A 21,888-nucleotide genomic window follows, 5' to 3' on the forward strand; every position below is an offset into this window, starting at 1 on the left:
CCGACGTTCCCTGAATGATCAGATATGTAGCGCCTTGCCGTAGGCGGAAAGCACGCTCTCGTGCATCATCTCGGACAGGGTCGGGTGCGGGAAGATGGTGCCCATCAGCTCGGCCTCCGTCGTCTCCAGCACCTTGCCGACAGTGTAGCCCTGGATCAGTTCGGTGACTTCCGCACCGATCATGTGGGCACCCAGCAACTCGCCGGTTTTGGCATCGAACACGGTCTTGATGAATCCCTCCGGCTCACCCAGCGCGATGGCCTTGCCATTGCCGATGAAAGGGAAGTTGCCGACCTTGACGGCATGCCCGGCTTCCTTCGCCTTGGCTTCCGTCAGGCCGACGCTGGCGACCTGCGGGTGGCAATAGGTGCAACCCGGGATGGCGCTGCGGTCCAGCGGATGCGGGTGCAGCCCTTCGCCCTTGCCCAGTTCGATGGCGATGGATTCCGCGGCGGTCACGCCTTCATGGCTGGCCTTGTGCGCCAGCCAGGGGCCGGGCACGCAATCGCCGATCGCCCACAGGCCCTTGCTCCTGGTCCGGCCATACGGATCGATCTGGATGAAGCCGCGATCCATGTCCGCCAGCTTCTCGACGCCGATATTCTCGGTGTTGGCGACGATGCCGATGGCGACGATCACATGGCTGTACTCGCCTTGTTCGATCTTGCCATCCTTGCCCTTCAGCTTGGCGGAGATGCCGGCGTCGGAGACCTTCAGCTCCTCCAGCGCAGTGGCGGTCCGGATTGCAATGCCCTGCTTTGTCAGCGACTTCTCGAGCGCTGCGGAGATGTCGGCATCCTCCACCGGGACAATCCGGTCCAGCATCTCGACCACGGTCACGTCTGCGCCCATGTCGTTGTAGAAGCTGGCGAACTCGATCCCGATCGCGCCCGAACCGATCACCAGCAGCTTGGTCGGCATTTCGCCGGGGGTCATGGCGTGACGGTACGTCCACACGCGATTGCCGTCCGCAGGGGCAAAAGGCAGGTCGCGCGCACGCGCGCCGGTGGCGACGATGATGTGCTTGGCGCTCAGCTGCTCCTCACCCTTGTCGCTCTTTACCGTCAGGCTGGTCGCGCCGGTCAGCGTGCCCGTGCCCATGTGGACGGCGATTTTGTTCTTCTTCATCAGGTGCGTGACGCCCTGGTTCAGCTGCCTGGCCACACCGCGGCTGCGCTTCACCACGGCGTCAAGATCCGCCTCGATCTGCCCGGCGATCTTCAGGCCGTAATCCTTGGCATGTTGCGCGTAATGCATGATCTCGGCCGAACGCAGCAGCGCCTTGGTCGGGATGCAGCCCCAGTTGAGGCAGATGCCGCCCAGCAGTTCGCGCTCGACGATGGCGGTCTTCAGGCCCAGCTGCGCGCAGCGAATGGCGGCAACGTAGCCGCCCGGACCCGAACCCAGCACGATGACGTCGTATTGTTCAGCCACTTGGATTGCTCCTGAAATGATGTGATCGGTTGGCGGCCGTCTGGCCGATATGGGTGGCGCCGCTCCGCATGTTCAGCCTTCCACAGGCCGCGGCCGCCCCGCTTCGTCAATGGCGACGAACGTGAACTTGGCCTGCGTGACCTTGGCGGCATGGTCGACATGACGCGCCCGGCGCCATGCTTCCACCGCGATGGTCATGCTGGTGCGTCCCACACGCTCGATGCTGGTATAGACGGACACCTCGTCTCCCACCTTCACCGGTTCGTGGAACTGCATGCCGTCCATCGCCACTGTCACTGCACGGCCATGGGAGTACCGCGCCGCAGTCAACCCGGCGGCGCTGTCCATCATGCTGAGCAGCCAGCCGCCGAAGATGTCGCCATACGCGTTGGTATCCGCCGGCATGGCGGTGACGCGGATGGCCGGATCGCGATGGGCCTGATCCACCTGGCCGCCCTCAGGCGACAAGGCTGAGCGGCGCTTCGCAGAATTCCTTGAACGCCTTCATCAGCGCCGCACCGTCTGCGCCGTCGATCGCGCGGTGATCGAAGCTGCCGGTGGCGCTCATCACGGTGGCGATCTGCAGCGCATCGTCGACGATGTACGGACGCTTCTCGCCCGCGCCGATCGCCATGATCATGCCCTGCGGCGGGTTGATGATCGCCTGGAACTGCTTGATCCCGTACATGCCCATGTTCGACAGGGATGCCGTACCGCCCTGGTACTCCTCCGGCGCCAGCTTGCCCTCGCGTGCGCGGCCGGCCAGATCCTTCATCTCGGTGCTGATGGCGCTGATCGCCTTGCTGCCGGCATCCTTGACGATCGGCGTGATCAGGCCACTGGGGATCGACACCGCCACGGAGACATCCGCGCGGGTGAAGCTCAACAGCTTGTCGCCGGCGAACTGCACGTTGCACTTGGGCTCTACGGTCAGGGCCTTGGCCAGTGCCTTGATCAGCATGTCGTTGACCGACAGCTTCACGCCCTGGGGTGCCAGCGCGCCATTCAGCTCGCCGCGCAGCTTCAGCAGCGCATCGAGGCGGATATCCACCGTCAGGTAGATGTGCGGCACCTGCTGCTTCGACTCAGAGAGACGGCGGGCAATGGTCTTGCGCATGGAAGACAGCTTGTCCTCCGTGTGCGGAATGCCGAAATCCTGCGCCTGGATGGCCGGGGTCGCGGCCGGCGCCGGAGCGGGTGCCGGGGTAGCAGCAGGCGCCGGAGCAGCCTGGGCGGCAGGGGCAGCGCCGGACTTGGCACCCGCGAGGTCCGCCTTGACGATACGCCCGCCAGGACCCGAACCCTTCACGCCAGCCAGGTCGATGCCGTCCGCTGCCGCCAGCCGCTTGGCCAGAGGGGACGCGACCACGCGCGCGCCGCCGGTGCTCGACTGTGCCGGAGCCTGAGTGGGAGCAGGTGACGGTGACTGCGCCTTGGCATCGGTGCCCGCAACATCCTGCGACTGACCGGATGATGCGCCCTGCGCCGGTTCGGCGGAAGCGGCATTGCCGGAAGAGGCCGGCTTCACGCTGGCGACGTCCTCGCCCTCCTCGGCCAGGGTCGCGATTACGGCGCCGACCTTCACGCCCTCGGTGCCCTCGGCAACGGCGATGTCGGCGATCACGCCTTCATCCACCGCCTCGAACTCCATGGTCGCCTTGTCGGTTTCGATCTCGGCCATGATGTCACCACTGGACACCTTGTCGCCGACCTTGACCAGCCAACGCGCCAGCGTCCCCTCTTCCATGGTGGGCGACAATGCGGGCATCCGGATGGCAATGGACATGGCGGTGCTTGTGATCCCTTCAGAAAACCTTGCGGCATCCTCTGGCCAATTTGTGCGCCTCGTTCAAGCGCCGCTTGCACCTCCATCTGCTTTGCCCGATGAACCGGTCGGGAAAAGACGAGGGTAACGGGACGGGGGCGCCGACCATGCGGGTCTATCTGGTGATCATCGACGACAGCGAGGAAGCGCGTGGCGCCTTGCGCTTCGCCGCCCGGCGCGCAGCCGATACCAACGGCACAGTGCACCTGCTGGCAGTGGTGCCGCGACAGGCGTTCAATGCCTTCGGCGGGGTGCAGGCCACGATCGAGGAAGAAGCGCACGATCGAGCGGAAGCGCTCGCCTCCAGCGCCGCAGGGGAACTGATGACGGAAGTCGGCAGGTTTCCGCAGATCACCGTGCGACTGGGTGATGCCAAGACGGTCATCAACGAACATCTCGCCGAACATCCGGAAGTGGCGGCGCTGGTGCTTGGCGCGGCCCGTGACGGCGGACCTGGCCCGCTCGTCACGCACTTCGCCGCGGCTGCGGGGGCGCTGCCCTGCCCCGTGATCATTGTGCCGGGCGGCCTCTCCGATGAAGAGATCGACCGGCTGAGCTGAGCAGCGCCCCGTCAGGTCAGGCGAACAGGATCAATCATCTTCGGCTTCCTCAGCCTCTTCCTTGGTCTTGAAGCTTACGCCTTCGGGTTCGGCCGGGGGCGAGTAGATGGTGAACAGCTTCAGCGGCTCGTCACCCTTGTTGATGATGTTGTGATTGGCGCCCTTGGGAATCACGATCAGGTGGTTTTCGCTGACCTTGGTCTTGCTGCCATCGATCACCGCCTGCCCTTCACCGGACACGAAGAACGTGGTCTGGTCCGCCTCATGGGTTTCCTCGCCGATATCCATGCCGGGTTCGATGTGCATCATCACGATCTGGCACTGCTCGTCGTAGTAGACTTCCTTCTGCCAGTGCGTGTTCTTGGTGGTCTGGGCGATGATGTCCTTGTTGAACACGGCCATATGCGCATCTCCTGCTGTTGGTGTACGCGCTCTCAACCGCCAGCCAAGGATGCGGGTTCCGGGTCCGGCGCACCTTTGGCGTTCGGCAGGGGATTGCCGCCGATATGCCTACTTGCGGCGCCCCTGATGACGGATGTTGCCGGGGCGCCCGCGCTTGCCGGCGGCATGACGGCCAGCAGGGCTGCGCCGCTTCTCGTGTGGCCGGCTGCCGCGCGGCTCCACCGATGCGCCTTCACCATCCGGCACCTCGAACTTCAACGCTCCGGTCAGCGGATTGGCTTCTGCCAGCCGCAGGTCGAGCAGGTCGCCGACGGCGTACCGCATCCCGCTATCCTCTCCCACCAGTGCGCGGGCGGCCTCGTCATGGCGGAAATATTCCCGGCCCAACGTCGACACCGGCACCAGGCCGTCTCCGCCGAAGCCGGCGATCGTAGCGAAGAAGCCGAACTTGGCGACCCCCGTGATACGGGTGGAGAATACCTCCCCTACCCGCCCGGCCAGCCATGCCGCGACGTAGCGGTCGATCGTGTCGCGCTCCGCCTCCATGGCACGACGCTCGGTCTGGCTGATCGCATCGGTGATGCGGGACAGATCGTCACGGTCGCGGTCTGACAGGCCTGTCGTCGGCGGCAGGCCGTTTACGGGTTTGGGCTGCTCGAACCCGAAAGCGTCCACCAGGGCGCGGTGCACCAGAAGGTCGGCATAACGGCGGATGGGGCTGGTGAAGTGGGCATAGGATCCCAGCGACAGCCCGAAATGGCCGACATTCGCGGGTCCGTAATAGGCCTGCGTCTGGCTGCGCAGCACCGCCTCCATCACCAGCGCCTTCTCGCCCGGGTCGGTCACGTCGCGGATCATGCGGTTGAACAGGCTGGGGGTGATCACCTGACCCAGCGCCAGCTTCTGCCCGATGGTGGCGAAGTACTCCTTCAGGGCGAGCAGCTTCTCGCGCGTGGGCGGCTCGTGGATGCGGTAAACCACTGGTGCGACCTTGCTTTCCAGCGCCTTGGCCGCGGCGACATTGGCCGCGATCATGAATTCCTCGACCACGCGATGCGCGTCCAGCCGCTCGCGCAAGGCGACCTCCGCGATGCGGCCCTGCTCGTCCAGCGTCACCCGTCGCTCGGGCAGCTCCAGCTCCAGCGGATCGCGCGCCATGCGCGCACTGTTCAGCGCGTGCCAGGCATCCCACAAATTCTTCAGGTGGTCCGCAGCGCTGCCAGCGTCGATGCGGGCCTGCGCATCCTCGTATGCGATCACTTCATGGATGCGAACAAAGGCTCTCTTGAACAACCAGTCGACGACGCGCCCGTCCGGCGTGATCGTCATATGACAGACCATGGCGGCCCGCCGTGCGCCTTCCTTGAGGGAGCAGACATCCGCGCTCAGCACCTCCGGCAGCATCGGCACGACACGATCGGGGAAGTAGACCGAATTGCCGCGCCGACGAGCCTCCCGGTCAAGCTCGCCACCCGGCCGGACGTAGAAGGATACATCGGCAATGGCCACGACCGCGCGCCAGCCGCCACCCTGCTCCTCCGGGATCGGTTCGGCCCAGATCGCGTCATCGTGATCGCGGGCATCCGCCGGGTCGATGGCGACGATTGGCAGATCCGTCAGATCCTGCCGGTGCTCCTCGCTCAGCGACAGCCTGGCGGCCTTCTCCGCCTCAGCAATCGCCTCCTCGGGGAAGATGTACGGGATGCCATGCTTGTGGATCGCAATCAGCGAATAGGCACGGGGCGCCAGCGGATCGCCCAGCACCTCCGTCACCTTGACGCCGGAACGCGGCGACCGGCCGGCCGGCTCGGCAAGTACCAGCTGCCCTTCCTCCGCTCCGCCCAGATCGGCGATCGGGGAGGAGTTGCGGATCCGCTTGTCTACCGGTGCAAGCCACGGCTTGCCGGCGGTATCCAGTTCCACGACGCCCAGCACCGCCTCGTGCTTGTTCGGCAGCACCTTCATGGGATGGGCGATCCAGCCCTTGCCTGTCTCCTCCGTCCGGGCGAGCACGCGGTCACCCACGCCCAGCGCCGAACCGCGCTTCTGCTCCTTCAGGCGCAGGCGGGGCGGCGGGGTCGCATCGTCAGGCTGCCAGCTGTCCGGAACGGCAATCGCCTCGCCATCCTCCACCACCACCACGCGCAGCACGGACACCTTGGGAACGCCGCCCATCCGGTGATAGGCTGTCTTGCCGCCATCGATCAGCCCCTCTTCGGCCATGTCGCGCAGCAGATGCTTGAGCTGGATCCGCTCCTGCCCTTTCAGGCCGAAAGCGCGGGCGATCTCCCGCTTGCCGGCGGTGGTGTCGCTGCTGGCGATGAAGTCGATGATCTGCTGCCGGGAAGGCAAGCCGTGCTGCTGGGGGCGCGAAGACATGCGTTCCATATGCGGACTGCGGAGCGATGTCGCAACGGTGCCTCCCGGATGCAATCGCACGGCAGCCTGCGACTGGTGCGTGCGCGGCTTGTACCAGCGGCCGCGCACGCTATTTGCTGCGCTGCAACAATAATGGGTTTCGCAGTTCATGATGGAAGTCGATCGGGCGCCGCGCGTGGCGCTGGTCATTCTGGCGCTCGCCATGGGCGCTTTCGCCATCGGCACGGCCGAATTCGCCGCGATGAGCCTGGTGCCGTTCTTCGCCCGTGACCTGGGGCTGACCGAGCCGCAGGCCGGCCACGCGATCAGCGCCTACGCGCTCGGCGTGGTGGTCGGGGCTCCGGTCATCGCCGTCCTGTCCGCGCGTATCGCCCGCCGACCGCTGCTGATGGGGCTGATGGGGCTGTTCGCGATCGGTAACGGCCTGTCCGCCTTTGCCGACAGCTATGGCGTGCTGCTGGCGTGCCGGTTCCTGGCCGGCCTGCCGCATGGCGCCTATTTCGGGATCGCCGCGCTTGTCGCCGCCTCGCAGGTCGCACCGGAGCGGCGGGCGCAATCGGTCGCCTGGGTGATGACGGGCCTGACGCTTGCGACAGTGATCGGCGTGCCGGCCGCCAATGCGCTGGGGCAGGTACTCGGCTGGCGCAGCGGCTTCGCGATCGTGGCCGCTCTCGCGCTGCTGACCGTGGTGCTGGTCTTCCTGTTCGCGCCGCACCAGTCCGCCGACCGCGATGCCAGCCCCATGCGGGAGCTGGGTGCAATGCGGCGGCCGCAGGTGGTGCTGACGCTGCTGGTCGGCGCGATCGGCTTTGGCGGGCTGTTCTGCGTCTACACCTATGTCGCATCCACCCTGATCCAGGTGACAGGCGTGCGCGAGGCGACGGTGCCGCTGGTCCTGGCGGTGTTCGGCGCCGGCATGACAGCCGGCAATCTGTTCTGGGCCTGGCTGGGCGATCGCATCGGCACACGCTCCGCCGTGATCGCGCTGGCGTTCAGCGCCGGTGCCTGCGCGCTGTTCCCAATGGCCGCCAGCAATTTGTGGGCCCTGATCCCGGTCGTCGCCGCGATCGGCTTTTCCGGCGGCTGGGGTACGGTGCTGCAGGCCCGCCTGATGACCGTGGCGGGCGACGCACAGGCGCTGGCTGCCGCAGCGCATCACAGCGCCTTCAACTTCGCCAATGCGCTTGGCCCTTGGCTGGGCGGACTGGCGATCGGCGCCGGCTGGGGTCTGCCGGCGACCGGCTGGATCGGGACGGCACTGTCGCTGGCGGGGCTTGTTGTCCTGCTGCTGACGCTGGCCCTGTACCAGCGTCAGCGCACGGAAGTCGCCCTCACCGCCTGATCAGTAGGCGCGGGCGACCAGGATCCGCTCGACCGCAGGCGCGCCGGTGAAGAGGCATGGTCCGTCGGCGGCGGCAGCATCCAGCGGCACGTTGCGGAAGGTCAGCTTCAGCGCCTTAAGACGCTCGACGACCTGCTCCAGTTCGGTGCCGGTAGGCCGCGCCCACTGCACCTCGGCCCAGCCCGGCTGGTGCTGGTCCTCGGCAAAGAAGGCGGCCAGCTGCTCGAACCCGGTGATCCCGCGCTCAATGCGGGCGTCACGCTGCTCCACCGCACCAGCGAACATGCTGGCCTGAATGTCTGCCAGGACGGCCGAGAGCGAACCGGTGGCCTCCTCGCGTTGCGGATTGGTGAAATCAGCCTTGCCGGCCGCGTTCCACAGCCGGTCGCGCCGCAGCAGGCTGACGCGCCCCTGCTCCATGTCGCGCGGGCCGACCTCGATGATGACCGGCGCACCGCGGCGCACCCAATCCCACCGCTTCGCCGCCACCTTGCCCGGTCGGCTGTCCAGCAGGATTCGCAGCTTCTCGTCGAACGCCCACTCCTTGGTGGCAGCGATCTTCAACGCCTCGCAATATTCCAGCAGCGCAGCGTCCCCGTCATCCCCGCGCAGCATGGGCAGGATAACCACCTGCCACGGCGCGATCTGCGGCGGTACGCGCAACCCGTCATCATCACCGTGCGTCATGATCAGGCCGCCGATCATGCGCGTCGACATGCCCCAGCTGACTGTATGCGCCAGCTGCTGGGTGCCTTCGCGATCCTGGAAGCGGATGCCCGACGCATCGGCAAAGCTGGTGCCCAGATAATGCGAGGTGCCCGCCTGCAGCGCCTTGCCGTCCTGCATCATAGCCTCGATCGACCAGGTCTCCACCGCGCCCGGGAAACGCTCGTTCTCCGGCTTCTCACCGGCGATGACCGGGATGGCGCACTGGTCCTGCGCGAAAGCGCGGTACATTTCCAGCGCACGCATGGTTTCGATCCGGGCATCCTCGGAAGTCTCGTGCGCGGTATGGCCTTCCTGCCACAGGAATTCGCTGGTGCGCAGGAACATGCGGGTGCGCATCTCCCAGCGCACCACATTGGCCCACTGGTTGATCTTCAACGGCAGGTCGCGCCAGCTTTGCACCCAGCGCGCCATGGCATCGCCGATGATGGTCTCGCTGGTGGGCCGCACGATCAGCGGTTCTTCCAGCTTGGCCTCCGGATCGGGCACCAGCCCGCCCTTGCCGTCCGCGATCAGGCGATGATGGGTAACAACCGCCATCTCCTTGGCGAAGCCTTCGACATGCGCCGCCTCGCGCGTGAAATTGGCCAGCGGGATGAACAGCGGAAAGTAGGCGTTGTCAACGCCGGCATCCTTGATGCGGGCATCCAGCAGACGCTGCATCCGTTCCCAGATGCCGTACCCCCATGGTTTGATGACCATGCAGCCGCGCACACCGGATTCCTCCGCCAGATCGGCAGCGGATACGACTTCCTGGTACCAGCCGGCGAAATCGTCGGCGCGGCGGGTGGTCAGGGCGTGGCGGATGGCGGACATGGCAGGCTTTCGGCTGGGGTCGGATGGAGGCGGGCCTTGCCCGCGCTTGCCCGACCTGTCGAGGGGGCAAACGCTGGGAGCACCCGCCCCTGCCCCCTGCGGCTTACTTGCCCAGTTCGTCCAGCTTCTTCTGCATGGCTTCCATCTGCGCCTTCAGCAGCTTCAGCTCGCTGTCACCGGCGGCCGCAGTCGGCGCCGCAGCCGCAGACTGCGCCTCGGCAGCCCGGCTGGCCCGTCCCGCCGGCGGCATGAAGGCTTCGGCCGCGGCCTGGATCATGGCCATGTTGGTTTCGGTGATCTTGGTAAAGGCATCGGAGCCGGGCGTCGCGCCCCAGCTATCCTGCAGCTTGCGCTGGTTCTGCCGGAAGTTGTCCATCGCTGCTTCCAGATAGGACGGCATCATCGCCTGCATGGAATTGCCATACATGCCGATCAGCTGGCGCAGGAAGCTGATCGGCAGCATCTGCTCGCCCTGCGATTCCTCTTCCATGATGATCTGGGTCAGGATGGCGTGCGTGATATCGCCGCCAGTCTTCGCGTCGAGCACCCGAAAATCGAGGCCTTCACGGGTCATGCGCGAAAGATCATCCAGCGTGATGTAGCTGGATGTGCTGGTATTATAGAGCCGCCGATTGGCGTATTTCTTGATGACAATAGGCTCCGCTCTGGGTTCTGCCCTGTCCGCGTCCTCTGCTGCCATGCGGCATCCCCTTACGTTTGCGACGATGCTGCACTTAGCATTTGCAGCATATGCGGTGCAACAAAATGCTCGCCTAATCGGTTACAAAGCGTTCCAACCTGGGACCGAGCAAGGTGAGCAACTCATATTGCGTGAGTTGGCCGCCCTGCGCAGCAACAGGCAGGCTGTAGGGCAGATCCAGCCAGTCGCCCGGGCCAAGATCGGGGATAGCGGACAGATCGACCACCACCATGTCCATCGACACCCGCCCCAGCAGCGGCAGCTGCTCGGCCCCGGCCTGCAGCATGCCCCGGCCGTCCCAGCTGCGCAGGTATCCATCGGCATAGCCCAACGCCACGGTGGCGACCCGCATCGCATGCGGCGCCACGAACACACCCCCATAACCGACGTGATCCCCCGTCTGCAGCTGACGAACCTGCATGATGCGCACCTGTGGAAAGGCGACCTGCCGGATCGCGTCCGCCAGTTCGGCCCGCGGTACGCCGCCATACAGGGCAATACCGGGCCGGGTCAGGTCAAAGGCATAGTCCCGCCCCAGCGCAATCCCGGCGCTGTTGGCGAACGCGCGCCGCTGTGCCGTCCGGGCGGCGGCCACCTGCGCGAACAGGCTAAGCTGCTGGCGGTTCTGCACGCTATCCTCGTCTGCCGAAGCCAGATGGGAGTGGAGCGTATGCACCCGGAGCCGCGCAATGTCCGGCTCGGCCAGCTGTGAGGGCGGCAGGCCGAGCCGGTTCATGCCCGTGTCGACCATCAGGTCGCATGCGCCCCCACCGAGCGCCAGCCACAGCCGTGCCTGCTGCACGCTGTTGATGACCGGCCGCACACCTGTGGCATGGGCGAAAGCGGCATCTTCGGTCGTGACCGGCCCATGCAGCACGGCGACCTGCGAAGGTGGCACATGGTCCAGCATCGCCGCCACTTCACACCAATGCGCGACAAAGAAGTCGCGGGCGCCGGCATCACGCAGGATCGGCACGGCGTGCGCGACACCCAAGCCATAGGCATCCGCCTTCACCGCAGCCCCGGCGCTCGCCGTGCCCGACATGCCATCGAGGACGCGCCAGTTGCCGGCGAGCGCCGCACGGTCGATACGCAGGCGCAAGGGTGCGGGGGGTGACTGCATCAGGCTCGGTCTTCTTCCACGAAATCGCGCGGCGGCCCCTTGGGCAGGCCGAACCAGGCGACCACCAGTGCCACGACCAGCAGCACGAACGTGTACCACAGCCCGGCCAGCAGATCACCCGTGCGCGCAACGATATAGGCGGAGATCAACGGCAGGAATCCCCCGAAGTACCCAGCCCCGACGTGGTAGGGGATGGACATGGAGGAATACCGGATCCGCGCCGGAAACATCTCCGTCAGCAAGGCCGCCACCGGCCCGAATGTCGCGCCGGTCAGCGCGCCCAGCACGAAGACGATCAGCACGATCCCGATCATGTTGGCCGCGGGCGGTACCTGGTCCGGGCCGGTGAAGCCGCGCGCCGCCAGTTCGCGTTCGATCAGCGCCAGATTGCCATCCGTGTCCGGACCCAGGCCGAAGCGTGCCGGGCCGAAACCGACCGACAGCGCCGACGCCTCGCCCGCTTCATATGGAATACCGCGATCGGCCAGGCTGGCCAGCAATCGCGCGCACTCGCTTGCCTGCCGGCTGGCCAGCGGGTCGTACGCGCAGCCCGGACCCGCAAAGGTGATCGGATGCGCGCGCTGCGCCGCCGCCAGCGGCGGATTGGCCAGCGCGCCAAGGCCCCAGAAGAGCGGGAACAGCAACACGATGGCCGCGAGATAGCCCCACAAGATCGGCTTGCGGCGTCCGATCCGATCGGACAGGCGACCGAACCACACCAGCGTACCAACGGAGGCAAGCGCGCCGATGCCCACCAGCACCTCGGCCACGGTATCGTCCACCCGCATCGGTCCCTTCAGGAACGATAGCGAGGCGAACACTGCCGTGTAGAACGTGATCGTCAGGCCGCATGTCACCCCGAACAGCGCCACCAGGATCCGGCGCTTGTTGCCGGAATAGGTGAAGCTTTCCACGAACGGGTTGGCGCTGGTCCGCCCTTCCGCCTTCATGGCGCGGAATACCGGGCTCTCCTTCAGCTTCAGACGCATCCACAAGGAGATGGCGAGCAGCGCGATTGACAGCAGGAACGGCACACGCCAACCCCAGGCGGCGAACTCCTCCGCCGGGATCAGGGCGCGGCAGCCGAGCACCACCGCGACGCTGAGCACGAAACCGGCAACCACGCTGGCCTGGATGAAGCCGGTATAGAAGCCGCGCTTCTCCGGCGGGGAATGTTCCGCCACATAGGTCGCCGCCCCGCCATATTCGCCGCCCAGCGCAAGCCCCTGCGCAATGCGGAGCAGGATCACGATCACCGGAGCGGCCAGGCCGATCGAAGTCTCGGCCGGGATCAGCCCGACGCCTGCCGTGGCGATGCCCATCAGCACCACCGTCACCAGGAAGGTGTATTTGCGCCCCAGCCGGTCACCCCAGTAGCCGAACAGCACCGCACCCAGCGGGCGGAAGCCGAACCCGATGGCGAACCCCGCCCAGGTGAGCAGCAGCGACAGCGTGGCATTGTCGCTGGGGAAGAACGCCGCCGCGATGAACGGCGCCAGCGTGCCATAGATGAAGAAGTCGTACCATTCGAACAATGTACCGGCGGAGGATGCGGCGATGACCAGCCGGATCTCCTTCGCGTCCGGCGCATGCGTGATCGCCTCACTCGCCATTGTCACCCTCCCCTGCAGTGCTGGCTGACGGTTAGGCCGGGGACGGCGCGCGCGAACAGGGCGGAAGCCGCCGCCTGCCACGGCAGCAGGATGGCGCCGTGCCGGCCCGGATAGGCGCGCGCAGGTTCCAGCATGGCAAGATCCCGCCAGCCCGGCAACGCGGCTTCGCCGGCCAGCCATTGCGCAATCCGGGTCTGCGCTGCGAGGATCGTATCCGCGTTCTGTCCGATGGCATCGCGGGCGAACAGGGCAGCCGCCGCCTGACCGATGGCACAGGCACGTACCTGCAAGCCCAGGGCTTCGACCCGTCCGGCAGCATCGAGCCTCAGGCCGATGCTCAATGTGCTGCCGCACGCCGATGCGCGCGCATCACCGGCAAGCGAGGCATCAGCAAGCGGCGGAAAGGCGGCAAGCTCTACCGCCAGACCCAGCACCTCTGCCGTGTAGAGCTTCGCCGCACTCACGTCGCCGCGTCCTCCACCCCGTCCAGCATGGCGCGCTGTTCGCGGATGAGATCGACCATCCAGTCGGCACTGGCATTGACGAGCGGATAGGTCCGCGCCTCGATCAGCCAGTCTGGCCGGCCACTTGCACCCCAGATCGTGTCGTAGCCGAGCACCAGCAGCGAAAAGGCCATGATGACGATGACGAAGCCCTTCAGCATGCCGAAGCCGAACCCCAGCACGCGATCGAACGGCGCCAGCGCGGACCGGCGGGAGTTCTTGCCCGCATGAGTGGCAAGCAGTCGCAGGCCCAGATACGGCACCAGCAGCAGCACGGCAAAGGCCAGCACGGCCGCACCCGATGTGCTGCCGACCGGATCGACCAACCATTGCGTCAGGTCGGTATGGAACAGGCGGATGGCGATGATCGCCACGATCCAGGCGGCCAGCGACAGCGCCTCCTGCACGAAGCCGCGTGACAGGCCGCCAACGGCACAGAACCCCACCACCAGCAGCGCGAAGATGTCGAAACCCGTCATGGTCGCAGTGCCTATTGCCCGCCCATGATCCGGTCAACGAGGTTGGCGAGGCTGTTGAGGTGGCGATTGTGCAGGCTCGCCCCGGCCTTTGCATTGTCCACCGGTCCGTTGCCCTGGTCGAAGCCGAGCTTGGCCGCCTCCCGCAGACGCAAGGGCGCATGTGCCACCGCGCGCACTTCGCCCGACAGCGAGACCTCGCCGAACCAGATCGCCCGCAACGGCAGCGGCTTGTCCGCCAGCGCGCTGACCAGCGCGGCGGCCACGGCCAGGTCAGCCGCCGGGTCGGACAGGCGATAGCCGCCAGCGACGTTCAGATAGACCTCGGCGCTGGAGAAACTCAGCCCGCAGCGTGCTTCCAGCACCGCCAGCAGCATGGCCAGCCGGCCACTGTCCCAGCCGACCACTGCGCGGCGCGGCGTGGCGCCCGATTGCAGGCGCACGATCAGCGCCTGGATCTCGACCAGCACCGGCCGGGTACCTTCCATTGCGGGGAACACGGATGTGCCGGCGACCGGGTCCTCCCGGCCGGACAGGAACAGGGTGGAAGGATTGGCGACCTCCTCCAGCCCTTCGCTCTCCATCGCGAACACGCCGATCTCGTCCACCGCGCCGAAGCGGTTCTTCAGGCTGCGGAGAATGCGATATTGGTGGCTCCGCTCACCTTCGAAGCTCATAACCACGTCGACCATGTGCTCGAGCACGCGGGGGCCGGCGATCGTGCCGTCCTTGGTGACATGGCCGACCAGTACCAGCGCGACGCCGTTCTCCTTGGCGTAACGGATCAGCTCGAACGCGGATGCGCGCACCTGGCTGACGGTACCAGGCGCTCCCTCGATCGTGTCGGAATGCATGGTCTGGATCGAATCGACGATCAGCAAGGCGGGCGGCTCGTCATCATGCAACGTGGTCAGGATGTCGCGAACGTTGGTGGCGGCCGCCAGCTTCAGCGGTGCGTCGGCTAGGCCCAGCCGCACGGCACGCAGGCGCACCTGCCCGGTCGCTTCCTCGCCGCTGATATACACCGCCTGCGCACCGCTGCGGGCCACACTGGCCGCCGCCTGCAGCAGCAGCGTCGACTTGCCGATCCCCGGTTCGCCACCCATCAGGATGGCGGAACCGGGCACGATGCCGCCGCCCAGCGCCCGGTCGAACTCCGCCAGACCTGTCGTGCGGCGGGAGAGCGGCACGGTGGGTGCATCGAGTGCCTCGAACGTGACTGCACGGCCGCCGGTGGAGAGGTCATGCTTTGTCGAGAACACCGTGGCCGGCGCATCCTCCACCAGCGTGTTCCATTGCGAGCAGTCGACGCACTGCCCCTGCCAACGATGCGCGACACTGCCGCATTCGGTGCAGACATACCGTCGCTTCGCCTTGGCCATGCCGATCATCTATGCCGAACAGACGGAGAACGCAAGATCCAGGCCATCAAGTTGCCGGCGCCATCTTTGCCTTTGTGGCCGCTCGCGAAGAGGAGTAGAAGAATGAGGCACACGCGTAACGAAGAAGGGCGCACGTAGGGCAGTATCAGGGAGGGACATATGGCGGACTTGCAACAACTGGATGATCTTGTCGGCAAGAATATCAACAAGATCTGCCGCAACACCTTTCACGATCCAGCCCAGAACCACTGTGCCCACTTTGCCTCCCACGTGCTGGGACTCGACTTCAGCTTCAACTGCAAGGGCATGGCGGAGGGCGGCCGGGAAGATGGAGCCAACATCCGGGTACACGAGATGTTTGCCCAGTGTCCGAAGGTCGGCCGGTGGGAAGATGCCGACCTGTCGCGCACGCAGCTGATCTTCGTCACTCGTGCCGGCAACGTGAACCTGGACCGCAAGGCCATGGTGAACATCCCGAAGAAGCATGTCGGCATCTTCCACAAGGGCAAGGTCTACCATTACGGCAACACCGCGGATCAGGTGACGACCGACACGCCCTCAAGCTTCCGCACCAAGTTCGACCGGACCTATGGCCCCGGACAGGGTTACTTCTTCGGCTGGATCCCTGGCGAGAACCTGCAGCTGAACGTCCAGCCGACTGCGGCCAGCGTGAGTGCCGGCCGCAAGTTCGTGCTGGAGCGGGAGGATGGCAAGCGCTGGATGGCGCGGGAGACGGGTGACAATGCCAGCTTCTTCGTCGGCAACGAGATGAACGATGCACGACGCAAGTTCCACGGCCTGTGCGTGCCGGTGGCCAAGTACTGGGGACCGCAGTTCAAGGCGAAGGACTACCTTGCCGACCTGGATCACTGGGCCGTGCTGCTGGAAGTGTCCGGCTGGTGCGAGAGCCAGAACCGCATGGTGCTGGTCAACACCTATGATCGCGCCAAGTTCACTTTCGGCTTCTACCAGCTTGCCGCACATACGCCAGGCGACAACCTGATCCTGTTCTTCCGTGAACTTGCCACCCTGCCCGCCTTCCAGGATTACTTTCCCGAACTGAAGCTGGTAAATGGCCGTCTGCACCGCGTCAGCAAGGATGGCGGCGCCAGCGATCTGGAACTGCCGATGGAGACGGGCCCGGGCGGCGAGACCAACCTGCAGCTGTTCATGAACTATCTCAATCCCAATCGCGTCCCGATCGACGAGCAGGAGGTGCTGCATGCTGCCCGGCTGATCCACTGGACGATCAACGATCCGGCGGCGCGGCTGGCGCAGGTGAGGGTCGCGGCGGCGATCCTGCAGCGCAAGCTGGCGGTACATGCCCGCAAGCTGGGGCTGGACGGCCGGTCGGACACGATCTGCGCCATCGTATCCGACATCTTCCATCAGGGCCGGGGCACTTACGCGCAGGTGCGCCCGCTGCTGGCCGGACTAAAGCCGGAAGAAGCGCTGCTGGCCTTCAAGGAAACGCAGGAAGCCTACAGGGAGCGGACGAAAAACCTGCGCCACGCCATCAGCAAGGCGAAAGAAGCCGGGCTGCTTGGCAAGAAGCGCTACTCGGCGGCCGCTGCAGAATTCGTCTGAGCGACCGCCGGAGCTACATGGCCGATCAGCCGGTGAACGCGCCTTTCAGCCGCTCGAAGAAGCCGCGGCTCTCCGGGCACTCGTCGCCGGTTTCGGTCTCCTGGAACTCGCGCAGGAGCTCCTTCTGACGGGCGGACAGGTGCGTGGGCGTTTCCACCACGATTTCCGTCACCAGATCGCCGCGGCCGCGTCCCTGCAATACCGGCATCCCGGCGCCGCGCTTGCGCAGCTGCTTGCCCGACTGGATGCCAGCCGGGATGGCAATGGCATGGGTCTCGCCATCGAGGCCCGGTATCTCGATCGTGCCACCCAGTGAAGCCGTGGTGAAGCTGACCGGCACACGGCTGAACAGCGCGGTACCCTCCCGCTGGAAGACGGCGTGTTCCTTCACATGGATGAAGATGTACAGATCGCCCGGGGGCGCCCCCATCGGACCCGCCTCTCCCTTTCCGGTCAGGCGGATGCGGGTGCCGTTATCGACACCAGGCGGCACCTCGACCTGCAGTTCCTGTACCTTGTCCACGCGACCTTCGCCGCGGCAGGCGCGGCACGGACGTTCGATGATCTCGCCACGTCCGTGACAGGTCGGACACGGGCGCTCGATCACGAACAGGCCTTGTTGTGCGCGGACCTTGCCATGGCCGTGGCAGGTGGGGCAGCCACGGCGGGAGGTGCCGGGCTCGGCCCCGGTGCCGCTACACGGCTCGCATGCAACGGACACCTCGACCTTGATCTCGGTCGACTTGCCGTGGAAGGCATCTTCCAGGCCGATTTCCATGTCATAACGCAGGTCGGCCCCGCGCCGCGGACGAGCGCCGCGGCCGGCACCGCCACCGAAGGCGCTGCCGAAGATGGTCTCGAAGATGTCGCCGATGTCGCCGAAATCCTGCCCGCCGGCGCCGTGACCCTGGCCACCCCCGCCCTGGGTGAAGGCAGCATGGCCGTACCGGTCGTAAGCAGCCCGCTTCTGCGGATCCTTCAGGCAATCGTAGGCGACGCTGATCGCCCGGAAGCGCGTCTCGCACTCCTGGTCACCCGGATTGCGGTCCGGGTGATACTTCATGGCAAGCTTGCGATAGGCCGACTTGATCGTCGCCCCGTCCGCGTCACGGCTCACCTCGAGCAACTGGTAGAAATCAATCTCGGTGGTGGACATGCCCAAACCCCCAACCAGCGCCACCGCCGGAACATTGCGCCCCGGCGGTGACTGCGGTTTCCATCGTCAGGACAATCAGGCCTTCTTATCGTCTTCGACTTCGGAGAACTCGGCCTCGACGACCTCCTCCTCACCGGCCTGTGCGGTATCGCCCGACGCGGAGGCGCCAGCGGTTGCCGCCTGGTCCTGCTCGTAGATGGCCTGACCCATCTTCATCGCGACCTGCGCCAGCGCCTCGGCCTTGCCGCGGATGGCGGCAGTGTCGTCACCTTCCAGCGCAGTCTTGGTCTCGGCAACAGCGGCTTCGATCTCGGCCTTGACGCTGGCGTCAACCTTGTCGCCGTGGTCGGCAAGCTGCTTCTCCGTGGAGTGGACCAGGCTCTGCGCCATGTTCCGTGCTTCCGCACCTTCCCGGCGCTTCTTGTCCTCCTCGGCAAACTTCTCGGCATCGCGCACCATCTGCTCGATGTCGTTGTCGCTGAGACCGCCGGAGGCCTGGATGCGGATCTGCTGTTCCTTGCCCGTGCCCTTGTCCTTGGCGGACACGTTCACGATGCCGTTCGCATCGATGTCGAACGTCACTTCGATCTGCGGCACGCCGCGCGGTGCCGGCGGGATCCCGACCAGATCGAACTGACCCAGGATCTTGTTGTCGCTGGCCATCTCGCGTTCGCCCTGGAACACCCGGATGGTCACCGCCTGCTGGTTGTCATCCGCCGTGGAGTAGACCTGCGACTTGCGCGTCGGAATGGTCGTGTTCCGGTCGATCATCTTGGTCATGATGCCGCCAAGCGTCTCGATGCCCAGCGACAGCGGGGTCACGTCGAGCAGCAGCACGTCCTTGACGTCGCCCTGCAGCACGCCGGCCTGGATAGCCGCGCCCATGGCGACGACCTCGTCCGGGTTCACGCCGGTATGCGGCTTCTTGGCGAAGAACTGCTCCACCACTTCACGCACCTTGGGCATGCGGGTCATGCCGCCGACCAGAATGACTTCGTCAATGGCGCCCTTGTCCAGGCCGGCATCGGCCAGCGCCTTGCGGCACGGCTCCAGCGTGCGCTGGATCAGGCCATCGACCAGCTGCTCCAGCTTGGCGCGGGTGATCGTCTCGACCAAGTGCAGCGGGGTGGAGGAACCACCTTCCATGCGCGCGGTGATGAAGGGCAGGTTGACCTCGGTCTGCTGGCTGGAAGACAGCTCGATCTTGGCCTTCTCCGCCGCTTCCTTCAGCCGCTGCAGTGCCAGCTTGTCCTTGCGGAGATCCATGTTCTCCTTCTGCTGGAACTGCTCCGCCAGATATTCGACCAGGGTGGTGTCGAAATCCTCGCCACCCAGGAACGTGTCGCCGTTGGTGCTCTTCACCTCGAACACGCCATCGCCGATTTCCAGCACGGAGATGTCGAAGGTACCGCCGCCAAGGTCATAGACGGCAATCGTCTTGCCGTCGTTCTTCTCCATGCCATAGGCAAGCGCCGCGGCCGTAGGCTCGTTGATGATGCGCAGCACTTCAAGACCTGCAATCTGGCCGGCATCCTTGGTCGCCTGCCGCTGCGCATCGTTGAAATAGGCCGGCACGGTGATGACCGCCTGCGTGACCGTCTCACCCAGATAGGATTCAGCGGTTTCCTTCATCTTCTGCAGGATGAAGGCGCTGATCTGCGACGGGCTGTACTCAGTACCGCCAGCCTCGACCCAAGCATCGCCATTCTTGCCGCGCACGATGTCGTACGGCACCAGGCCCATGTCCTTCTGCGTCAGCGGATCTTCGAACCGCCGGCCGATCAGGCGCTTGATGGCGAACAGCGTATTGTCCGGATTGGTCACCGCCTGCCGCTTGGCCGGCTGCCCAATCAGGCGCTCGCCATCGCGGGTGAACGCGGTGATGGAAGGCGTGGTCCGTGCGCCTTCGGAATTCTCGACGACCTTGGGCTTGCCCCCGTCCATCACGGCAACGCAGGAATTCGTCGTGCCGAGATCGATACCGATAACTTTCGCCATGGTTACCCCATTTTCCTTCTACTGGTTGGACGCCGCTCTGCTGGTTCCCCTGCGGGAGGCAGAACCGATCGGCGGCTCGGAATGCGCGGGCGATATAGGGCGTGGCCTGCTTGGCACAAGAGCGGTGCGCCGCTATGCCGCCGCGTAGCTGCACCGGAGAAACCCACATGCCGAACACCGCCCTGCACCGCACCCTGACCGTCGCGCTGCTTGCCTGTGTGGCGCTGCTGCCGGCGGCATGCAAGCAAGCGGACACTGCTCCTGAAGCCACCGATGCAGTGACCGGGTCGCCGGAAGCGCCCGAGGGCGTCAGCGTGACGAATGCGCGCCTGGTTCTGCCGCCGGTCGCGGGCAATCCGGGCGCGGTCTATTTCGACATCACCAACGGCAGCGACAGCCAGCTTGCGATCGCGAGTGCTGCGGTTACCGGCGCCGGCATGGCCATGCTGCATGCCTCCAGCACGCAGGGCAACACCGCCGAGATGGTGCATCTGGAGGAAGTGCCCTTCGCGGCAAGGCAAACGGTCACCTTTGCGCCCGGCGGACTGCACGTGATGGTGCACGATCTCGGCCCGGACATTGTCGCCGGCAGCACCGCGGAAGTGACGCTTACCTTCATTAATGGCGACAAGGTTAGCTTCCCGGCTGCGGTGGAGACGATCGGCGGCGGCTCCTGATCTTGGAGGACAGCCCTTGCCCACCTGGCGGGCAGCGTCCGCTTACAGCTGGCGAGATCTCGCTGGCCAGGTCAATGTTCGGAACCGCGGTGGATCTTGCGCCGGTCACGATCCGCCGGCGCAAGTTCTTCCCGTTCCAGCCGCGTCAGGTGGCGATGGCGCCGTGCGGGCACATCCACTTTCATCCCATGGGTAATGTCTACTGTGATGATTTCGCCCTCGCCTCACCGTCACGGCAGGGGCTGTTCATTCATGAACTCACACATGTGTGGCAGACGCAGCGACGCGGACGTCTGTACCTGCCGGTGCACCGTCATCCATTCTGCCGATATGATTACAGCCTGAAACCAGGCTGGGCGCTGGAGCGGTACGGGATCGAGCAGCAGGCGGAGATCGTTCGCCATGCCTTTTTGCTGCGTCAAGGGATCGCCGTGTCAGGCGTGGGAGACGCGCGCGCCTATGCCGCGCTGGTCCGCTTTCCCGGTGCGGACTAGAAGGTGGCGCCCCCGAAGGGGCGCACGACCTCAGTTACGCGGACGAACCGGGTAGCCTTGCGTGCCGTAGCAATCGTCATCGAGGCGGCCACGGCTATCATATCCGCCGCAGCGGTCGTCCCGATCCACGAAATAGCCCGCGGCGGCACCCGCAGCAGCGCCGACGGCAGCACCGGTCAGTACATCACCGCCAGTGATTGCGCCAATTGCCGCACCGGCAGCAGCGCCGACGCCCGCACCTTCGGCGGCATAGTTCTCGGCACAAGCGCTGAGCGACAGTGCAGCCACGGCTGCCATGGTGAATGTGCGATACGTCATAGAATGCTCCCTCACAATCAATCTGATACAAGGGAACAACAGCTACCAAGCTGCTACGTTCCGGTTGTTGACCTCGCCACTACACCGGGCCGGCGCAGTGGCGAGGCTGTCGGAACTTACTTGTCGATCAGCGCGCCGCCAACCGCACCGGCGGCGCCGCCCACGGCGGCACCGGTGCCCACATCACCGCCGCTGACTGCGCCGACACCCGCGCCAACCGCCGCACCGGCCAGACCGCCTTCTGCGGCATAGTTGCGTGAGCAGGCCGACAGGGACAGAACCGCTGCCGCGGAAACGAGGGAAGCGAGCAGCACACGATTGTTCATAACGTTCTCCGTAGGTTGGTTTGTCCTACATACGAAAAACGTCCCGGCGGG

General features: G+C 65.7%; 21 protein-coding genes. 5 read left to right on the forward strand and 16 right to left on the reverse strand.

What is annotated here, in order from left to right:
- Positions 1-18: 18 nt before the first annotated feature.
- From lpdA to PK98_RS04795, 3 genes are all read right to left on the reverse strand, one after another.
- Entirely contained in the window at positions 19-1,434 is a 1,416-nt protein-coding gene (gene lpdA / locus PK98_RS04785; protein WP_039094679.1) for a dihydrolipoyl dehydrogenase, read from the reverse strand.
- Between the two features lie 72 nt (positions 1,435-1,506).
- Positions 1,507-1,839 (reverse strand): acyl-CoA thioesterase, encoded by a 333-nt coding sequence (locus PK98_RS04790; RefSeq protein WP_081996150.1) that lies wholly within the window; start codon positions 1,837-1,839, stop codon positions 1,507-1,509.
- A 52-nt stretch (positions 1,840-1,891) separates the two neighbouring features.
- Positions 1,892-3,220 (reverse strand): pyruvate dehydrogenase complex dihydrolipoamide acetyltransferase, encoded by a 1,329-nt coding sequence (locus tag PK98_RS04795; RefSeq protein WP_039094681.1) that lies wholly within the window; start codon positions 3,218-3,220, stop codon positions 1,892-1,894.
- Positions 3,221-3,366: 146 nt separating this feature from the next.
- On the opposite strand from PK98_RS04795, the gene PK98_RS04800 reads away from it, so the two are divergent.
- On the forward strand, positions 3,367-3,819 hold the full coding sequence (locus PK98_RS04800; RefSeq protein WP_039096255.1) for a universal stress protein: 453 nt from the start codon (positions 3,367-3,369) through the stop codon (positions 3,817-3,819).
- A 30-nt stretch (positions 3,820-3,849) separates the two neighbouring features.
- Here PK98_RS04800 and PK98_RS04805 read toward each other — a convergent pair whose 3' ends face one another.
- Complete coding sequence (locus tag PK98_RS04805) at positions 3,850-4,221, reverse strand: cupin domain-containing protein (protein WP_039094683.1); 372 nt, start codon at positions 4,219-4,221, stop codon at positions 3,850-3,852.
- A gap of 108 nt (positions 4,222-4,329) precedes the next feature.
- Positions 4,330-6,600, reverse strand: coding sequence for a ribonuclease R family protein (locus PK98_RS04810; protein WP_039096256.1), 2,271 nt, complete (start codon positions 6,598-6,600; stop codon positions 4,330-4,332).
- 148 nt (positions 6,601-6,748) lie between these two features.
- Between PK98_RS04810 and PK98_RS04815 the strand changes: the two genes are divergently transcribed.
- Positions 6,749-7,942 carry an MFS transporter gene (locus PK98_RS04815; protein ID WP_039094686.1) on the forward strand — a complete coding sequence of 398 codons (1,194 nt, stop codon included), beginning with the start codon at positions 6,749-6,751 and terminating at the stop codon, positions 7,940-7,942.
- Here the strand turns inward: PK98_RS04815 and PK98_RS04820 are convergent, their stop codons facing one another.
- From PK98_RS04820 to radA, 7 genes are all read right to left on the reverse strand, one after another.
- Positions 7,943-9,484, reverse strand: a complete 1,542-nt coding sequence (locus PK98_RS04820) for an aminoacyl--tRNA ligase-related protein (protein ID WP_039094688.1) — start codon at positions 9,482-9,484, stop codon at positions 7,943-7,945.
- Positions 9,485-9,587: 103 nt separating this feature from the next.
- Entirely contained in the window at positions 9,588-10,184 is a 597-nt protein-coding gene (gene phaR / locus PK98_RS04825) for a polyhydroxyalkanoate synthesis repressor PhaR (protein ID WP_052208045.1), read from the reverse strand.
- A gap of 73 nt (positions 10,185-10,257) precedes the next feature.
- Positions 10,258-11,307: an alanine racemase gene (gene alr / locus PK98_RS04830; protein ID WP_039094690.1), complete on the reverse strand. Its 1,050-nt coding sequence runs from the start codon at positions 11,305-11,307 to the stop codon at positions 10,258-10,260.
- Positions 11,307-12,920 carry an MFS transporter gene (locus tag PK98_RS04835; protein WP_039094692.1) on the reverse strand — a complete coding sequence of 538 codons (1,614 nt, stop codon included), beginning with the start codon at positions 12,918-12,920 and terminating at the stop codon, positions 11,307-11,309. The genes alr and PK98_RS04835 overlap by 1 nt, the downstream gene beginning before the upstream one ends.
- 2 nt (positions 12,921-12,922) lie before the next feature.
- Positions 12,923-13,354, reverse strand: coding sequence for an iron-sulfur cluster assembly scaffold protein (locus PK98_RS04840; protein WP_235425400.1), 432 nt, complete (start codon positions 13,352-13,354; stop codon positions 12,923-12,925).
- 26 nt (positions 13,355-13,380) lie between these two features.
- Entirely contained in the window at positions 13,381-13,902 is a 522-nt protein-coding gene (locus tag PK98_RS04845) for a CvpA family protein (protein ID WP_039094694.1), read from the reverse strand.
- An 11-nt stretch (positions 13,903-13,913) separates the two neighbouring features.
- Entirely contained in the window at positions 13,914-15,281 is a 1,368-nt protein-coding gene (gene radA, locus PK98_RS04850) for a DNA repair protein RadA (protein ID WP_039096259.1), read from the reverse strand.
- A 159-nt stretch (positions 15,282-15,440) separates the two neighbouring features.
- Here radA and PK98_RS04855 point away from each other — a divergent pair, with 159 nt between their 5' ends.
- Positions 15,441-16,868, forward strand: a complete 1,428-nt coding sequence (locus tag PK98_RS04855) for a hypothetical protein (RefSeq protein ID WP_039094697.1) — start codon at positions 15,441-15,443, stop codon at positions 16,866-16,868.
- A gap of 25 nt (positions 16,869-16,893) precedes the next feature.
- Here PK98_RS04855 and dnaJ read toward each other — a convergent pair whose 3' ends face one another.
- Together dnaJ and dnaK are read right to left on the reverse strand one after the other, a co-directional pair.
- Entirely contained in the window at positions 16,894-18,024 is a 1,131-nt protein-coding gene (gene dnaJ, locus PK98_RS04860) for a molecular chaperone DnaJ (RefSeq protein WP_039094699.1), read from the reverse strand.
- Positions 18,025-18,099: 75 nt separating this feature from the next.
- Positions 18,100-20,022 (reverse strand): molecular chaperone DnaK, encoded by a 1,923-nt coding sequence (dnaK, locus tag PK98_RS04865; RefSeq protein ID WP_039094701.1) that lies wholly within the window; start codon positions 20,020-20,022, stop codon positions 18,100-18,102.
- A 218-nt stretch (positions 20,023-20,240) separates the two neighbouring features.
- Here dnaK and PK98_RS04870 point away from each other — a divergent pair, with 218 nt between their 5' ends.
- Both PK98_RS04870 and PK98_RS04875 read left to right on the forward strand, forming a co-directional pair.
- A complete protein-coding gene (locus tag PK98_RS04870; RefSeq protein ID WP_161792405.1) occupies positions 20,241-20,699 on the forward strand; it encodes a copper chaperone PCu(A)C in 459 nt (152 codons plus the stop codon).
- A gap of 74 nt (positions 20,700-20,773) precedes the next feature.
- A complete protein-coding gene (locus tag PK98_RS04875; RefSeq protein WP_052208048.1) occupies positions 20,774-21,193 on the forward strand; it encodes a hypothetical protein in 420 nt (139 codons plus the stop codon).
- 30 nt (positions 21,194-21,223) lie between these two features.
- Here the strand turns inward: PK98_RS04875 and PK98_RS04880 are convergent, their stop codons facing one another.
- The gene (locus PK98_RS04880) at positions 21,224-21,511 is read right to left on the reverse strand and encodes a YMGG-like glycine zipper-containing protein (protein WP_039094704.1); all 288 of its coding nucleotides are present in this window, start codon (positions 21,509-21,511) and stop codon (positions 21,224-21,226) included.
- Positions 21,512-21,627: 116 nt separating this feature from the next.
- Positions 21,628-21,837, reverse strand: coding sequence for a hypothetical protein (locus tag PK98_RS04885; RefSeq protein WP_039094705.1), 210 nt, complete (start codon positions 21,835-21,837; stop codon positions 21,628-21,630).
- Positions 21,838-21,888: the final 51 nt, after the last annotated feature.

The organism is Croceibacterium mercuriale (assembly GCF_000802385.1).
GTDB classification, from domain to species: Bacteria; Pseudomonadota; Alphaproteobacteria; order Sphingomonadales; family Sphingomonadaceae; genus Croceibacterium; species Croceibacterium mercuriale.

Coding starts and splice junctions, on each gene's coding strand:
- PK98_RS04855 (WP_039094697.1), top strand. CDS start 15,441: ATGGCGGACTTGCAACAACTGGATGATCTTGTCGGCAAGAATATCAAC.
- PK98_RS04835 (WP_039094692.1), bottom strand. CDS start 12,920: ATGGCGAGTGAGGCGATCACGCATGCGCCGGACGCGAAGGAGATCCGG.
- PK98_RS04790 (WP_081996150.1), bottom strand. CDS start 1,839: ATGCCGGCGGATACCAACGCGTATGGCGACATCTTCGGCGGCTGGCTG.
- PK98_RS04805 (WP_039094683.1), bottom strand. CDS start 4,221: ATGGCCGTGTTCAACAAGGACATCATCGCCCAGACCACCAAGAACACG.
- radA (WP_039096259.1), bottom strand. CDS start 15,281: ATGGCCAAGGCGAAGCGACGGTATGTCTGCACCGAATGCGGCAGTGTC.
- PK98_RS04810 (WP_039096256.1), bottom strand. CDS start 6,600: ATGTCTTCGCGCCCCCAGCAGCACGGCTTGCCTTCCCGGCAGCAGATC.
- dnaK (WP_039094701.1), bottom strand. CDS start 20,022: ATGGCGAAAGTTATCGGTATCGATCTCGGCACGACGAATTCCTGCGTT.
- PK98_RS04815 (WP_039094686.1), top strand. CDS start 6,749: ATGATGGAAGTCGATCGGGCGCCGCGCGTGGCGCTGGTCATTCTGGCG.
- dnaJ (WP_039094699.1), bottom strand. CDS start 18,024: ATGTCCACCACCGAGATTGATTTCTACCAGTTGCTCGAGGTGAGCCGT.
- phaR (WP_052208045.1), bottom strand. CDS start 10,184: ATGGCAGCAGAGGACGCGGACAGGGCAGAACCCAGAGCGGAGCCTATT.
- PK98_RS04880 (WP_039094704.1), bottom strand. CDS start 21,511: ATGACGTATCGCACATTCACCATGGCAGCCGTGGCTGCACTGTCGCTC.
- PK98_RS04885 (WP_039094705.1), bottom strand. CDS start 21,837: ATGAACAATCGTGTGCTGCTCGCTTCCCTCGTTTCCGCGGCAGCGGTT.
- PK98_RS04795 (WP_039094681.1), bottom strand. CDS start 3,220: ATGTCCATTGCCATCCGGATGCCCGCATTGTCGCCCACCATGGAAGAG.
- PK98_RS04875 (WP_052208048.1), top strand. CDS start 20,774: ATGTTCGGAACCGCGGTGGATCTTGCGCCGGTCACGATCCGCCGGCGC.
- alr (WP_039094690.1), bottom strand. CDS start 11,307: ATGCAGTCACCCCCCGCACCCTTGCGCCTGCGTATCGACCGTGCGGCG.
- PK98_RS04845 (WP_039094694.1), bottom strand. CDS start 13,902: ATGACGGGTTTCGACATCTTCGCGCTGCTGGTGGTGGGGTTCTGTGCC.
- PK98_RS04800 (WP_039096255.1), top strand. CDS start 3,367: ATGCGGGTCTATCTGGTGATCATCGACGACAGCGAGGAAGCGCGTGGC.
- PK98_RS04820 (WP_039094688.1), bottom strand. CDS start 9,484: ATGTCCGCCATCCGCCACGCCCTGACCACCCGCCGCGCCGACGATTTC.